Here is a 14,460-nt window from a genome sequence, read left to right as displayed (position 1 = left end):
ACTGGCACTCGTTACAGTCGAGTGCCAGGACGGTCTGGTCGGCCTACGGTGCCGGCGGCCGACGTGCGACAGGAGGTGCGGAGGATGGGTCTCGACGACCGGAAACTCGCCGTGCTCCGCGCCATCGTCGAGGACTACGTCTCCACCCAGGAGCCGGTCGGCAGCAAGGCGCTGGTCGAGCGGCACCAGCTCGGGGTCTCCCCGGCCACGGTCCGCAACGACATGGCCGTGCTGGAGGAGGAAGGCTACATCCGGCAGCCGCACACCAGCGCCGGCCGGGTGCCCACCGATCGCGGCTACCGCCTCTTCGTCGACCGGTTGTCCCGGGTCAAGCCGCTCAGCCCGGCCGAGCGCCGCGCCATCGAGCGCTTCCTGGTCGGCGCGGTCGACCTCGACGACGTGGTGCACCGCACGGTCCGGCTGCTCGCGCAGCTGACCCGGCAGGTCGCGGTCGTGCAGTACCCGAGCCTGGCCCGCTCCTCGGTGCGTCACCTGGAGCTGGTGCCGATCTCCACCACCCGGCTGATGCTCGTTATGATCGCCGACACCGGGCGGGTGGAGCAGCGGCTCGTGGAGCTGCCCGGGCCGGTGTCCGCCGACAACGTCACCGACCTGCGCCGACTGATCAACGAGAAGCTCGCCAACGCCCGATTGTCCGAGACGCCACCGCTGGTGCAGGCGCTGGTCGAGGAGGCGCCGCCCGAGCTGCGTCCGACCATGACCACGCTCGCCACCGTCCTGCTGGAGACGCTTGTCGAGCGGCACGAGGAGCGAATCGCCCTCGCCGGCACCGCGAACCTCACCCGGGGCGGCCTGCTCGACTTCCAAGGCTCGCTACGGCCGATCCTCGAGGCGCTGGAGGAGGAGGTCGTGCTGCTCAAGCTCATCGGTGAGACCGAGCCGAGCACGACCCGGGTGCTGATCGGCGACGAGAACGAGTTCGACAACCTGCGCGCCGCCTCGGTGGTCAGCACCGGCTACGGCCCGGGCGCCACCATCGTGGGCGGCCTGGGGGTGCTGGGGCCGACCCGGATGGACTACCCCGGCAACATCGCCACGGTGCGCGCCGTGGCACGCTACGTGGGCGAGTTGCTGGCCCAGAACTGATTGGTCAGGGCCGATGCGGCCGGCTGCGGCCGCCGACCGGCGCAACGCGAGACGAACATGAGGACACGGAACGCAGTGGCCAGGGACTACTACGGCATTCTCGGTGTGAGCCGGGAAGCCTCCGATGACGAGATCAAGCGCGCCTACCGCAAGCTGGCGCGCCAGTTCCACCCGGACGTCAATCCGGACCCGGAGGCTCAGGAGAAGTTCAAGGACATCAACGCCGCGTACGAGGTCCTCTCGGACGACCGGAAGCGGCAGATCGTCGACCTGGGTGGCGACCCGCTCGCCCCGGGTGGCGGTGGCGCCGGCGGGCCGGGGGGTCCCGGCGGGGCCGGGCCGTTCGTCGGCTTCCAGGACATCATGGACGCGTTCTTCGGCGGAGCGGGCGGTGGCGCCCGTGGCCCACGTCCGCGTACCCGGCCGGGCGCCGACGCGATCCTGCGTCTCGAGCTCGACCTGCACGAGACGGCGTTCGGCGTCGAGGCGCCGATCACGGTCGACACTGCGGTGCTCTGCACCACCTGCTCCGGTGCCGGCACGGCCGCCGGCACGCACCTGGCCACCTGCGAGGCGTGCGGCGGTCGGGGCGAGGTGCAGTCGGTGCAGCGCACCTTCCTCGGCCAGGTGGTCTCCGCCCGGCCGTGCACGGTGTGCCAGGGCTACGGCACCACCATCCCGCACCCCTGCCCCACCTGCGCCGGCGACGGCCGGGTGCGTACCCGCCGCTCGCTGACCGTCAAGATCCCAGCCGGCGTCGAGGACGGCATGCGGATCCGGCTGGCCCAGCAGGGTGAGGTCGGCCCGGGTGGCGGCACCGCCGGCGACCTCTACGTGGAGATCCACGAGCGCCCGCACGACGTGTACTCCCGCAAGGGCGACGACCTGCACTGCCGGGTCACCGTGCCGATGACGGCGGCGGCGCTGGGCACCCGCCTCACCATCAAGACGCTGGACAGCGAGGAGACGGTCGACGTCAAGGCCGGCACCCAGCCGGCCAGCACGCTGCGGCTGCGCGCCCGGGGTGTGCCGCACCTGCGCGGCACCGGCCGTGGCGACCTCTACGTGCACCTGGACGTGCGCACGCCGACCAAGCTCGACCCGGACCAGGAGAAGATGCTGCGCGACTTCGCCAAGACCCGCGGTGAGGAGGTCGCCGAGCTGTCCAAGCAGGGCGGCTTCTTCTCCCGGATGCGCGACGCGTTCAACGGGCACGCCTGAGGTGTCCGCGCCGCTGTTCCTGGTCGAGGCGCTGCCCACCGGCGACGCGCTGACCCTGGACGGCCCGGAGGGGCACCACGCCGCCACCGTGCAGCGGTTGCGCGTCGGCGAGGAGCTGCTGCTCGCCGACGGCCGGGGCGGCACGGCCGCCGCCGTGGTCACCGCCGTCGGCCGGGGCAGCCTGGAGGTCAGCATCACCTCCCGGGGGTACGCGGACGCGCCCGTACCCCGGATCGTCACCGTGCAGGGCATCGCCAAGGGTGATCGGGGCGAGTTGGCCGTGCAGGCGATGACCGAGGTCGGGGTGGACGAGATCGTGCCCTGGGCGGCATCGCGTTCGGTGACCCAGTGGCGCGGCGACCGGGGCGTACGGGCCCGGGAGAAGTGGGTGGCCACCGCCCGGGAGGCGGCCAAGCAGGCCCGCCGGCCGTGGCTGCCGGTGGTGGCCGGCGCGCCGGACGAGTCCACCGCCACGGTGGCCCGCCGGATCGCCGGTGCCGCCGCCGCCTTCGTGCTGCACGAGGAGGCGCAGGAGCGGCTGACCACCGCCGAGCTGCCGTCCGTTGGGGAGATCGTCCTGGTGGTCGGCCCGGAGGGTGGCATCGCCCCGGCCGAGCTGACCGCCTTCCAGGAGGCCGGTGGTCGACCCGTACGCCTCGGGCCGGCCGTGCTGCGCACCTCCACCGCCGGGGTGGCGGCCCTCGCGGTGCTCGCCACCCGACTGGGCCGCTGGTAGCGCGGCAACGCGCATCCTCAGCGAGATCTTGGAAGGAATGCGCCCCGGGAAGGGCCTTTTTCTTCCAAGATCTTGTCGGAACGGGCGGTCAGCTGCGTAGGTAGGAGGCGCCGTTGAGGTCGACGATCGTACCGGAGGCCCACTCGGCCTGCGGCGAGGCCAGCCAGTGCACGGCGGCGGCGATCTCCTCCGGTTTGCCCACCCGGTCGAACGGGCTCTGCGCCCGGATGGCCGCGCCCTCCTCACCGCGCAGGTACTCGGTGACCATGTCGGTCGCCACGAAGCCCGGTGCGACGGTGGCCACCGCGATGCCGTACGGCGCGAGTGCCACCGCGAGGGACTGGCCCAGCGCGTTCAGTCCCGCCTTGCTGGCGCCGTACGCCGGCTGGTGCGGCTCGCCACGGAACGCGCCCCGGGACGAGACGTTGACGATCCGCCCGCCGCGTTCCCGCATGTGCTGGGCGGCACACCAGATGACGTTGCCGGCGCCGGTCAGGTTGGTCTCCAGCACCTGCCGCCAGCGCTGCTGCCACTGTTCGTAGGAGGTGCCGAAGATCGGGTGCGGGTCGTCCCGGTCGCCGTACGTCCCGGCGTTGTTGACCAGCACGTCCAGCCCGCCGAGCAGCTCGGCGGCCCGGTCGACCATGTCCCGGACCGCGTCCGGGTCGGTGAGGTCGGCGCGGACCACCACGTGCCCGCTGCCAGGGAGCTTCTCGCGCACCTGCTCGGCCGCGTCGGCGGAGTCTCGGTGGTGAAGGGCGACCCGGTCGCCGCCGGCCGCGAACGCCTTCGCCACCGCCCGGCCGATCCCGCGCGAGGCCCCGGTCACGAGTACCGCCCGATTCGTCATGCCGGCCATCCTGCCTCAGCCGTACCTCCCGGGCGAACAGGCCGGCGGCGCATGCTGGGCCGGAGCGCCCCCGGCCCGTTACTCCTTACACTGCCCCGATGGGATCCGACTGCCTGTTCTGCCGCATCGCCGCCGGGGAGATCCCGGCCACCGTGGTCCGGGAGACCGACACCACGCTCGCCTTTCGCGACATCGACCCGAAGGCGCCGGTGCACGTCCTGGTCATTCCGAAGGAGCACTACGCCGACGTTGCCACGCTCGCCCAGGGTGACCCGGCGCTGGCCGCCGACGTGCTGGCGACGTCCGCCGCCGTGGCCGAGGACGAGGGCCTGCTCGGCGACGGCTTCCGGCTGATGTTCAACACCGGCGCGTACGGCGGGCAGGAGGTGTTCCACGTGCACGCGCATCTGCTCGGTGGCGCGCCGCTGGGCCCGATGCTCGCCCGGAACCTGGCGTGACCACGGGTCCGGCGCCCGACACCCGGGTGGCTGAGCACCTGGGCCGGTTGGTCCGGCGGGTACAGGCCGAGGCCCGGGTACCGGCGGTGTCGGTGGCGCTGCACCGGGCCGACCGGCCGCTCTGGAGCTGCACCGTCGGTGCGACCGGCACCGACAGCCCGCTGGGGTCGGACACCCAGTTCCGGATCGGCTCGGTCACCAAGACGTTCACCGCGGTGCTGGTCCTGCAGTGCCGCGACGACGGGTTGCTGGACCTGGACGACCCGGTGGGCCGGCACCTGGACCTCCCGGCACACGGCGAGCTGACCGTACGCCGGTTGCTGTCGCACACCGGTGGCCTGCAACGTGAGCCGTTCGGCGATGTCTGGGACAGCCTGCGCGCGCCGGACGCCGAGCAACTGGTCGCGGAGCTGGACCGGGCCGAGCGGGTGCTGCCGACCGGCCGCCGGTTCCACTACTCCAACCTGGGCCTGGCCGTCCTCGGTCAACTCGTCGCCCGGCTGCGGGGGGTGAGCTGGGCGCAGGCGCTCACCGAGCGGATCCTGACACCGCTGGGGCTGACCGACACCACCGTGACCCCCCGGCCGACGGCGGCCACCGGTTTCCTGGTCGACGCGTACTCCGACGAGGCGCACCCGGAACCGCCGACCGACTTCGGCGCGGTCGGTCCGGCCGCCCAGCTCTGGAGCACCGCGATCGACATGGCCCGCTGGGCGGCGTTCCTGGCCGACCCGGCGGCGTTGGACCCGGCCGGCGCGGTGCTCGCCCCGGCCACCCTCGACGAGATGCGCTGGCCGCTGACCACCACCGACGAGACGCTCTGGGGCGCGGGCTTCGGGCTCGGGCTGATCCTGATCCCGCAGGGGGAGCGGGTGATGCACGTGGGGCACGACGGGGCGATGCCCGGCTTCCTCGCCGGGGTGTACGGCCGCCGGGGCGGCGACGGCACGGCCGGCGCGATGGGCGCCGCGGTGCTCGGCTCGTCCGGCACGGCGACCGAGGTGTTCGACCTGCCGCACCGGCTGCTCGCCGCAGCGGTCGAGCACGACCCGGCCGAGATCGAGCCCTGGCGACCCGGCCCACCCGCGCCGGCGGCCCTGCGGGGTGCGCTCGGCCGCTGGTGGGGGGAAGGGTCCGAGTACGTCTTCTCCTGGCACGACGGCACCCTGCGGGCGCGCGGGGTCGCCGACCCGGCCGGACGACCTCCGGCGATCTTCACCCCACTGGCGGACCAGCCGGACGTGTTCCGCACGGTCTCCGGTCGGGAGGTCGGTGAGCTGCTGCGGCTGACCCGCGACGAGGCCGGCGCGGTGGTCCGAATGCACTGGGCGACCTACCGGTTCACCCGTCACCAGGAGACCTTCGACCGGTACGACTTCCGGGTCGGGAGTTGATCGCGGCCAGCGGAAATGGGCGCGATGCGGCCCGCGTTGAACCGATACGATGGGTGTAACGTCCGCACGCCAGGCCAGCAGGCCGGCGCCGAGATCGAGAGCAGGTGGCGCAGGGCCCTTCGGCCCGACCTATGACCGGCACCCCACCTCCCGGCCCGCCCCGGGTGCAGACCAGGATCACCGTGCCCGACCCGAAGATCATGGTCAATCTGCTCGGCGCAGGCGACGAGATCCTTCGACTCGTCGAACGCTCGGTCAACAGTGACGTGCACGTCCGCGGCAACGAGATCACCATCACCGGTGACCCCGCGGACAACGCCCTTGCCGAGCGGGTCTTCAGCGAGCTCCTCGAACTCATCGAGAAAGGCGAGACCCTGACCACTGACGCCGTCCGGCGTACCGTCGGCATGCTCGAGGAGGGCAGCGCCGAGCGGCCCGCCGAGGTCCTGACGCTCAACATCCTCTCCCGGCGCGGGCGCACCATCCGCCCCAAGACGCTCGGGCAGAAGAAGTACGTCGACGCGATCGACACCCACACCATCGTCTTCGGCATCGGCCCGGCCGGCACCGGAAAGACCTACCTGGCGATGGCGAAGGCCGTCCAGGCGTTGCAGGCCAAGCAGGTCAACCGGATCATCCTCACCCGGCCGGCGGTCGAGGCGGGCGAGCGGCTGGGCTTCCTGCCCGGCACGCTGAACGAGAAGATCGACCCGTACCTGCGCCCGCTCTACGACGCGCTGCATGAGATGCTCGACCCGGAGACGATCCCGAAGCTGATGGCCCAAGGGACGATCGAGGTCGCCCCGCTGGCCTACATGCGGGGCCGTACGCTCTCTGACGCGTTCATCATCCTGGACGAGGCGCAGAACACGACGCCCGAGCAGATGAAGATGTTCCTCACCCGACTCGGCTTCAATTCCAAGATCGTCGTGACCGGTGACATCACCCAGGTGGACCTTCCCGGCGGGACGAGCAGCGGCCTGCGCGTGGTTCGGGAGATCCTGGAAAACGTCGACGACGTGCACTTCTCCCAGTTGTCCAGCTCCGACGTGGTCCGCCACCGGCTGGTCGGGGAGATCGTCGACGCGTACGCCCGCTGGGACGCCGAGCGGGAGAATCAGCAGGCGCAGGGCGTTCACGCCGTGCCTGGGCGACCCGCCCAGGGCGGCCGGGCCGGCCGCCGCCGCTAAAGCAGAGGAAAGCAGTTGTCCATCGAGATCGCCAACGAGTCCGGTGTCGACGTCGACACCGACGCCGTGCTCGCCGTCGCCCGGCACGCCCTCGACGAGATGGGGGTCAACCCCCTCGCCGAGCTGTCCGTGCTGTTGGTCGACATCGACTACATGACCGAGCTGAACCACCGCTGGATGGGTGGCGACGGCCCGACCGACGTGCTCGCCTTCCCCATGGACGAGGGCAGTGTCGACCACGGCCCGGGTGAGTCCGCCCCGGCCGGCGGCGAGCCCGCCCTGCTCGGCGACATCGTGCTCTGCCCCGAGGTGGCGGCCAAGCAGGCGGCCACCGCCGGGCACGCGCCGGCCGACGAGCTGCACCTGCTGACCGTGCACGGGGTGCTGCACCTGCTCGGCTACGACCACGCCGAGCCGGAGGAGGAGCGGGAGATGTTCGCCCTCCAGGCTCGACTGCTGGCGAGCTGGCGGTCGACCCGCACCCAGTGATGTCCACTCCTCCGTTACTGGCGGCCGGCGCCACCGCCGGCCTTCCCGACTTCCAGCTGATCGTCTTCGCGGCCGGCCTGGTGGTGCTGGCTGGCCTGATCGCGATGACCGAGGCGGCACTCGCCGCGGTCTCGCCGGCCCGAGCCGCCGAGTTGGCCCGCGACGGCGTACGCGGCGCCCGTACCCTCCAGGTCGTGGCCGGCGACGTCGTCCGGCACCTCAACCTGCTCCTGCTGTTGCGGCTGCTCGCCGAGCTGACCGCCACCACCTTGGTGGCGCTCGTCGCGGTGGACAGCTTCGGCGCCGGCTGGCGGGCCGCCCTGGTGACCGCCGGCGCGATGACCGTGGTCAGCTTCGTGGTGGTCGGCGTCGCCCCGCGCACCATCGGCCGGCAGCACGCGTACGCCGTGGGTCGTGCGGTGGCGCCGCTGGTCCGTTGGCTGGGCCGGGCGCTCAACCCGCTCGCGTCGCTGCTGATCCTGATCGGCAACGCGGTCACCCCGGGGCGCGGCTTCCGGGAGGGCCCGTTCGCCACCCAGGTGGAGTTGCGGGAGCTGGTCGATCTGGCCGAGCAACGCGGCGTGGTCGAGCACGGTGAGCGCCAGATGATCCACTCCGTCTTCGCGCTCGGCGACACCATCGCCCGCGAGGTGATGGTGCCGCGTACGGAGATGGTGTGGATCGAGGAGGGCAAGACGCTCGCGCAGGCGCTGGCGCTCTTCCTGCGGTCCGGTTTCTCCCGCATCCCGGTGATCGGCGAGAGCGTCGACGACGTGCTGGGTGTGCTCTACCTCAAGGACCTGATCCGGCGCTCCCGGGGCGGGGACCCGAGGGCCGAGCAGTTGCCGGTGGCCGAGCTGATGCGCCCCGCGACCTTCGTGCCGGAGTCCAAGCCGGTCGACGACCTGCTGTCCGAGATGCAGGCGGCCCGCAACCACCTGGTCATCGTGGTCGACGAGTACGGCGGCACCGGCGGCCTGGTCACCATCGAGGACATCCTGGAGGAGATCGTCGGTGAAATCACCGACGAGTACGATGTCGAGCGCCCGCCCGTCGAACGCCTGGCGGACTCCTCGGTGCGGGTGACCGCTCGCCTGCCGGTGGAGAATCTGGGCGAGATGTTCGACACCGACCTGCCCACCGACGAGGTGGAGACGGTCGGCGGCCTGCTCGCCCAGTCGCTGGGGCGGGTGCCGCTTCCGGGGGCCGAGGCCGAGGTAGCCGGTCTCCGACTGGTCGCCGAGGGCACCACCGGCCGGCGCAACCGGATCGACACCGTGCTGGTCAGCCGGGTGGAGCCGGGCCATGAACAGGACAGTGCGGGGCGCGGCGAGCACGCTGGCCCCGGGGACGACACGGACAACTACCGAGACGACGAGAGGCAACCCGCCGATGCCTGACACACCCGCCGCGCCTGCCGCCCGGCCCGCCCCCACCGCGTCGGGCGCACTCAGCGCCGAGGACGGCAAGCTCGTCGTCCTGGCCCGGGGAGCCCGGGCGCGGGTCGGCGCCGTGGAGGGCGCCGCGGTCCGCGACCAGGACGGTCGCACGTACGCGGCGGCCAGTGTCGCGCTGCCCTCGCTGACGCTCACCGCGTTGCAGTTGGCGGTCGCCTCGGCGGTGGCGGCCGGGGCGAGCCGACTGGAGGCCGCGGTGGTGGTGACCGAGGCGTCGACGCTGGACGGTGCCGGGTACGCGGCGGTGCGGGACCTGGCGGCGGACGCACCGATCCACGTGGCCGCTCCGGACGGCACGGTCCTCGGCACGGTGAGCCAGTGAGCCCGGTGCAGGATCCGGAGGCGCGACCGTACCGGGCCGGGTTCGGCTGCTTCGTCGGCCGACCCAACGCCGGCAAGTCGACGCTGACCAACGCCATCGTCGGCACCAAGATCGCCATCACCTCGAACAAGCCGCAGACGACCCGACACGTCATCCGGGCGGTGCTGCACCGACCGGAGTCGCAGCTGGTCCTCGTCGACACCCCTGGCCTGCACCGCCCCCGTACGCTGCTCGGCGAACGCCTCAACGACCTGGTCCGGTCCACCTGGACCGAGGTCGACGTGATCGGCCTCTGCATCCCGGCCGACGAGCCGGTCGGGCGCGGTGACCGGTTCATCACCGGTGAGCTGGCCGAGTTGAAGGCGACCGTGCTGGCGGTGGTCACCAAGACCGACCTGGTGGACAAGCGTCGCCTGGCGGAGCAGCTGCTAGCGGTCAGCAAGATGGGGGAGTTCGCCGAGATCGTGCCGGTGAGCGCGGTGTCCGGGCACCAGGTGGACACGCTGGTCGACGTGATGACCAGCTACCTGCCGCCGTCGCCGCAGCTCTACCCGGACGACATGCTCACCGACGATCCCGAGCAGGTGCTGGTCGCGGAGCTGATCCGGGAGGCTGCCCTGGAGGGGGTCCGCGACGAGCTGCCGCACTCCATCGCCGTGGTGGTGGAGGAGATGATCCCCGAGGGTCAGGTCATGAAGATCTACGCCGACCTGTACGTGGAGCGGCCCAGCCAGAAGGCCATCGTGCTCGGCCACAAGGCGAGCCGGCTCAAGGAGGTCGGCACCACCGCCCGTAAGCAGATCGAGGAGTTGCTCGGCGGCCGGGTCTATCTCGACCTGCACGTGCGGGTCGCGAAGGATTGGCAGCGCGATCCGAGGCAGCTGCGCAGGTTGGGATTTTGACTCACCTCGCCGAGCGACGGCCGGGGTGGCGTCGTGGGCCTCGGAGTAAGGTGTTCATGCCCGGTTGGTTTGGTGGCCGTTTGGTGCGGGCAGCGTACGGGGTAGGGGAGTTGTACCCCGAGTTTTCGACCCTGGCAGGCTGATGCGCAACAGGTACCTCGACCTCCTCCGTTTCCTGGCCATCGTTCGAGTGGTGGTCTACCACGTCACCGGATGGGCGACCCTCACCCTCGTCTTCCCCGCCATGTCGGTGATGTTCGCGCTGGCGGGCTCGCTGATGGCCGCGTCGCTGACCCGCTCCGGGCCGGCGGCGGTCGGACGTCGGCTGCGTCGGCTGCTGCCGTCGTTGTGGGTGCTCGCGGTGGTCTTCGTGCCGGCCATGCTGTTCACCGGGCTGCCGCTGAGCCCTCGGGTGCTGCTGTGGTTGTTCCCGATCGCCGATCCACCGGCCAACCACTGGGGTGCGTTGGCACTGAGCATCATCTGGTACCTGCGCGACTACCTGTGGTTCGTGTTCGCCTCGCCGATCGCGTTCTGGCTGTTCCGGCGGGCCCCGCTGCCGACCCTGCTCGCCCCGTACCTGTTGCTGGTGACGATCGAGGTGGGGATCTACCCGGCGCCGCCGGTACTGCGCGAGTTCGGGCTCTACTTCGGAGCCTGGCTACTCGGCTTCGCCCACCACGCCGGGATGCTGCGCCGACTCTCCGGCTGGCTGCTGTACCCGTCGGCGCTCGCCCTCGCCGTGGCCGGCGGCGTCTGGATCGTCGGGCATCCGGGGCCGCGCGGGTACGACCTCAACGACAACCACCTGGGTAACGCCCTCTGGTCGGCCGCGTTCATCCTGATCGTGTTGGGTCGGGCGCCGGCCGGGATCGCCTGGTTGAGCCGGAGCCGACTGGCCGATCGGGCGGTGACAGTGCTCAACCGGCGGGCGCTCACCGTCTACCTCTGGCACATGCCGTTCGTGGTGGCGCTCACTCCGCTGGTCGACGTGGTGGGCTGGTCCCATCAGGACCCGGTGGGGTTGGCCATCCGGGTGCTGCTGGTCTTCGCGTTGGTCGGGCTGGTCACCCTGGCCGTCGGCTGGGTCGAGGACGTGGCGGCCCGCCGCCGCCCGGAGCTGATCCCCGGCGGCTCGACGGGGCCGGCTCGGGCGCCCGACGCCGCGGAGCCCTGCGTCGAGGCCGACGCGGGGTCGCCCGCCCGATCACGTGCCGGATCAGGCGGGCGGGTCACCGACCGGGCCGCGGTGCCGGCCCAGCGGGCGGCCGAGGAGCCGGCCAGCATCGACCTCAACGCTGGCTGATCGTCACGTTGCCGCTACCGGTCGAACCGTCGAGCACCAGGGACGCGGCCGGGTCGTCGGCGACGGTGACCCGCGCGTCACCGGAACCGGTGTGGGAACGCACCCGGTAGCTGCCCGCCGGCACCAGCATCGTCACATCGCCACTGGACGCGTGCGCCCGCGTCGCGGCGGGCTTGTCCAGCTCGATGGTGACATTGCCGGAGCCGGCCTCGGCGTCCGTCGTGCCGCCGAGCCGTCGCGCGGTGATGTCACCCGACCCGGCGCGCAGGCGGACGGCCCCGTTGATCTCACTGACCTCGATGTCGCCGGAGCCGGTCTCCACCTCGACCGCGCCGGTGGCGCCGCTGACCCGCACATCGCCCGAGCCCAGTCGAATGTCCACCGCGCCGACCTTGCTCAGCTCGACGTCACCAGAGCCGGACTCGCCCTGGAGCGTGACGCCCTCCGGGACGGTCACCTCGTAGGAGACGGAGCACCGGTCGCCACAGTCGGTGTCCAACACCAGTTCGGCGCCCTTGATCTCGTATCGGGCCCTGGGCTCGCCGCCCTGGTAGCGCACCACGCGCTTGATCCGCACCTCGCCCGCCGTGCCGCTGCCCCGGACGATCACGTCACCGGCACCCGGCAGCACCCGGATCGTGGTGATCTTCACCGGCTCGGTGTCGTCGTAGTCGAGCCGACGCATCGCCAGGTTGTCGCACCCGACGAGCACGATGAGGGTGGTGGCGAGCCCCAGCGCGACGGGAGCGGCGACGCGACGCCGACGGGGAGTGGTGGAGGTCAGGTGCAGTGCCATGAGCAGCACGCTACGGCCGGGCACGAGTCGGCCGCATCGGGGTTCATCCGCGCTTGCACCCCGAACCAACCCTGATTTCACACCCCGAGGGAGAATGGCCCGATGGCCGGGTATCGCCGACAGCTCTACCGCGACGACGCGGTGGTGCTGCGTGTGCAGAAGCTCGGCGAGTCCGACCGGATCATCACCCTGCTCACCCGCCGGCACGGTCGGCTGCGCGCGGTGGCCCGAGGGATCCGCCGCACCACCAGCAAGTTCGGCGCCCGGCTGGAGCCGTTCGGCCACGTCGACCTCCAACTCGCCGGTGATCCGAAGGGCAACCACGGCAGCTCACTGCACACCGTCAGCCAGGTCGAGGGCATCGACCTGTACGGCAAGCGGTTCCTGGGCGACTATCCGCGCTACACGGCGGCCAGCGCGATCGCCGAGACCGCCGAGCGGCTGACCCCGGTGGAGCGGGAGCCGTCGCTGCGGCTGTTCCAGCTCACCGTCGGCGCGCTGAAGGCGCTGTCCCGGGGCGAGCACGCCACCACCCTGGTGCTCGACGCGTACCTGCTGCGCGGGATGTCCCTCGCCGGCTGGGCGCCGGCGCTGGTCGCCTGCGCGGTCTGCGGCACACCCGGGCGGCACCGGGCGTTCTCCGTACCGGCCGGCGGCGCGGTCTGTCCGGATTGCCGGCCACCCGGGGCGGCTCATCCCGCGCCGGCCACCATCGACCTGATGTCCGCGCTGACCGCCGGCGACTGGGTGCTCGCCGATGCCACCGACGCCGCCGTACGCCGGGAGTGCAGTGGGCTGGTCGCGGCTCACCTGCAGTGGCACCTGGAGCGCGCGCTACGCTCGCTGCCGCTGGTCGACCGGGGTCCCTCGGCGGCCGGCGCGGCCTCACCGCCGGAAGGCGCCGGGGCCGTGGTGCTCCGGCCGCGCGGCGACGTCGAGGCCGGGGCGGACGGCGCGAACAGGGAGTGACCGAGTGATCCGATCGAAGAAGGCCGGCCGGCGCGAGCCGACGCCGCCGACCCCGCACCCGTCCGGCGCCCGGCCGCCGGCGCTGCCCACCGAGGCGGTGCCGAAGCACGTGGCGGTGGTGATGGACGGCAACGGTCGCTGGGCCAAGGACCGCGGGCTGCCTCGTACCAAGGGGCACGAGGCCGGGGAGCACAGCCTCTTCGACACCATCGAGGGCGCCATCGAGATGGGCATCCCGTACCTGTCGGCGTACGCGTTCTCCACCGAGAACTGGCGGCGCTCGCCGGACGAGGTCCGGTTCCTGATGGGGTTCAACCGGGACGTGATCCGTCGTCGCCGTGACCAGCTGGTCGACCTCGGCGTACGGGTGGTGTGGTCGGGTCGGCCCGGCCGGTTGTGGAAGAGCGTCATCTCCGAGCTGCAGACCGCCGAGGAGATGTCCCGTGACAACTCGACGCTGACCCTGCAGTTCTGCGTCAACTACGGCGGGCAGGCCGAGATCGGTGACGCCGCCGCCGCGATCGCCCGGGACGTGGCAGCCGGCCGACTGGATCCGGCGAAGGTCACCGAGAAGACCGTGGCGAAGTACCTCTACCACCCGGAGATCCCGGAGGTGGACCTGTTCCTGCGCCCCTCCGGCGAGGAGCGGATCTCCAACTTCCTGCTCTGGCAGACCGCGTACGCCGAGTTGGTCTTCCTGGACACGCTCTGGCCCGACTTCGACCGCCGCCACCTCTGGTACGCGTGCGAGTTGTACGCGCAGCGGGATCGACGCTTCGGCGGAGCGCTGCCCAACCCGGTCGCCCCGGTTATCTGAGCCGACGCGCTTACCCGCACGTCACTCTGGGTATCAGAGACGTCAGAAGCCACTGACGGAGGTGAACCCACATGATCCAGAAGCGCATTGCCCAGTGGGCGGTGATGGCGATCGCGGTGCCGCTGGCGGCTGCCGGTGCTCGCCGGCTCAGCCACACCCTGGAGGCCCGACGTGGTCCCTCCGGGGCGACCCGGTTGCTGACCAAGGGCGCGGACCTGATCCGTCCGCAGAAGGCCAAGCGCCGCCGCTTCTTCTGACGGACCCCCACCTACCCCCGGCGCCGCCCCCCCCCCCCCGGGGCGCGGCCCCCCCCCCCCCCCCCCCCCCCCCCCCCCCCCCCCCCCCCCCCCCCCACGACCACGCCGGCCACCACCACCGGTACCAGCCGGTTGCGCTGCGCCGGCGGCGCCCGGTGCACCGGCACCGGCAGCAGCCGCGACGGCGTG

Annotated in this window: 16 protein-coding genes; 14 read left to right on the top strand and 2 right to left on the bottom strand. The window is 72.1% G+C overall.

Annotated features, from left to right (window positions below; genetic code table 11):
• Positions 1 to 84 precede the first annotated feature (84 nt).
• From hrcA to ACIBF8_RS29485, 3 genes are all read left to right on the top strand, one after another.
• Entirely contained in the window at positions 85 to 1,107 is a 1,023-nt protein-coding gene (gene hrcA, locus ACIBF8_RS29495) for a heat-inducible transcriptional repressor HrcA (RefSeq protein ID WP_396787193.1), read from the top strand.
• 75 nt (positions 1,108 to 1,182) lie between these two features.
• Entirely contained in the window at positions 1,183 to 2,328 is a 1,146-nt protein-coding gene (gene dnaJ / locus ACIBF8_RS29490) for a molecular chaperone DnaJ (protein WP_181518639.1), read from the top strand.
• A gap of 1 nt (position 2,329) precedes the next feature.
• Entirely contained in the window at positions 2,330 to 3,064 is a 735-nt protein-coding gene (locus tag ACIBF8_RS29485) for a 16S rRNA (uracil(1498)-N(3))-methyltransferase (protein WP_396787192.1), read from the top strand.
• An 88-nt stretch (positions 3,065 to 3,152) separates the two neighbouring features.
• Here the strand turns inward: ACIBF8_RS29485 and ACIBF8_RS29480 are convergent, their stop codons facing one another.
• Positions 3,153 to 3,914: an SDR family NAD(P)-dependent oxidoreductase gene (locus ACIBF8_RS29480; protein WP_396787191.1), complete on the bottom strand. Its 762-nt coding sequence runs from the start codon at positions 3,912 to 3,914 to the stop codon at positions 3,153 to 3,155.
• 98 nt (positions 3,915 to 4,012) lie between these two features.
• On the opposite strand from ACIBF8_RS29480, the gene ACIBF8_RS29475 reads away from it, so the two are divergent.
• From ACIBF8_RS29475 to ACIBF8_RS29440, 8 genes are all read left to right on the top strand, one after another.
• Positions 4,013 to 4,372: a histidine triad nucleotide-binding protein gene (locus tag ACIBF8_RS29475; protein WP_396787190.1), complete on the top strand. Its 360-nt coding sequence runs from the start codon at positions 4,013 to 4,015 to the stop codon at positions 4,370 to 4,372.
• Positions 4,369 to 5,766 (top strand): serine hydrolase domain-containing protein, encoded by a 1,398-nt coding sequence (locus tag ACIBF8_RS29470; protein ID WP_396787189.1) that lies wholly within the window; start codon positions 4,369 to 4,371, stop codon positions 5,764 to 5,766. Before ACIBF8_RS29475 ends, ACIBF8_RS29470 begins: the two co-directional genes overlap by 4 nt.
• 131 nt (positions 5,767 to 5,897) lie before the next feature.
• Positions 5,898 to 6,956: a PhoH family protein gene (locus ACIBF8_RS29465; RefSeq protein ID WP_396787188.1), complete on the top strand. Its 1,059-nt coding sequence runs from the start codon at positions 5,898 to 5,900 to the stop codon at positions 6,954 to 6,956.
• A gap of 15 nt (positions 6,957 to 6,971) precedes the next feature.
• A complete protein-coding gene (gene ybeY / locus ACIBF8_RS29460; RefSeq protein ID WP_030491788.1) occupies positions 6,972 to 7,445 on the top strand; it encodes an rRNA maturation RNase YbeY in 474 nt (157 codons plus the stop codon).
• Positions 7,421 to 8,845 carry a hemolysin family protein gene (locus tag ACIBF8_RS29455; protein WP_396787248.1) on the top strand — a complete coding sequence of 475 codons (1,425 nt, stop codon included), beginning with the start codon at positions 7,421 to 7,423 and terminating at the stop codon, positions 8,843 to 8,845. Before ybeY ends, ACIBF8_RS29455 begins: the two co-directional genes overlap by 25 nt.
• Positions 8,838 to 9,224, top strand: coding sequence for a cytidine deaminase (locus ACIBF8_RS29450; RefSeq protein ID WP_396787187.1), 387 nt, complete (start codon positions 8,838 to 8,840; stop codon positions 9,222 to 9,224). Before ACIBF8_RS29455 ends, ACIBF8_RS29450 begins: the two co-directional genes overlap by 8 nt.
• A 5-nt stretch (positions 9,225 to 9,229) precedes the next feature.
• A complete protein-coding gene (gene era / locus ACIBF8_RS29445; RefSeq protein WP_396787247.1) occupies positions 9,230 to 10,126 on the top strand; it encodes a GTPase Era in 897 nt (298 codons plus the stop codon).
• A gap of 142 nt (positions 10,127 to 10,268) precedes the next feature.
• Positions 10,269 to 11,432, top strand: coding sequence for an acyltransferase (locus ACIBF8_RS29440; protein ID WP_396787186.1), 1,164 nt, complete (start codon positions 10,269 to 10,271; stop codon positions 11,430 to 11,432).
• Here ACIBF8_RS29440 and ACIBF8_RS29435 read toward each other — a convergent pair.
• On the bottom strand, positions 11,419 to 12,228 hold the full coding sequence (locus tag ACIBF8_RS29435) for a DUF4097 family beta strand repeat-containing protein (protein ID WP_396787185.1): 810 nt from the start codon (positions 12,226 to 12,228) through the stop codon (positions 11,419 to 11,421). The genes ACIBF8_RS29440 and ACIBF8_RS29435 overlap by 14 nt on opposite strands.
• Before the next feature lie 102 nt (positions 12,229 to 12,330).
• On the opposite strand from ACIBF8_RS29435, the gene recO reads away from it, so the two are divergent.
• From recO to ACIBF8_RS29420, 3 genes are all read left to right on the top strand, one after another.
• A complete protein-coding gene (gene recO / locus ACIBF8_RS29430; protein WP_396787184.1) occupies positions 12,331 to 13,197 on the top strand; it encodes a DNA repair protein RecO in 867 nt (288 codons plus the stop codon).
• 4 nt (positions 13,198 to 13,201) lie between these two features.
• Complete coding sequence (locus tag ACIBF8_RS29425) at positions 13,202 to 14,014, top strand: isoprenyl transferase (protein WP_396787183.1); 813 nt, start codon at positions 13,202 to 13,204, stop codon at positions 14,012 to 14,014.
• A 71-nt stretch (positions 14,015 to 14,085) separates the two neighbouring features.
• Positions 14,086 to 14,271: a hypothetical protein gene (locus tag ACIBF8_RS29420; protein ID WP_030336441.1), complete on the top strand. Its 186-nt coding sequence runs from the start codon at positions 14,086 to 14,088 to the stop codon at positions 14,269 to 14,271.
• Positions 14,272 to 14,460: the final 189 nt, after the last annotated feature.

Origin of the sequence: Micromonospora sp. NPDC050276 (assembly GCF_044459545.1) — a bacterium.
GTDB lineage: Bacteria > Actinomycetota > Actinomycetes > Mycobacteriales > Micromonosporaceae > Micromonospora.
Note: the sequence above shows the minus strand (reverse complement) of the source record. Positions and strands in the feature narration are given on the sequence as shown.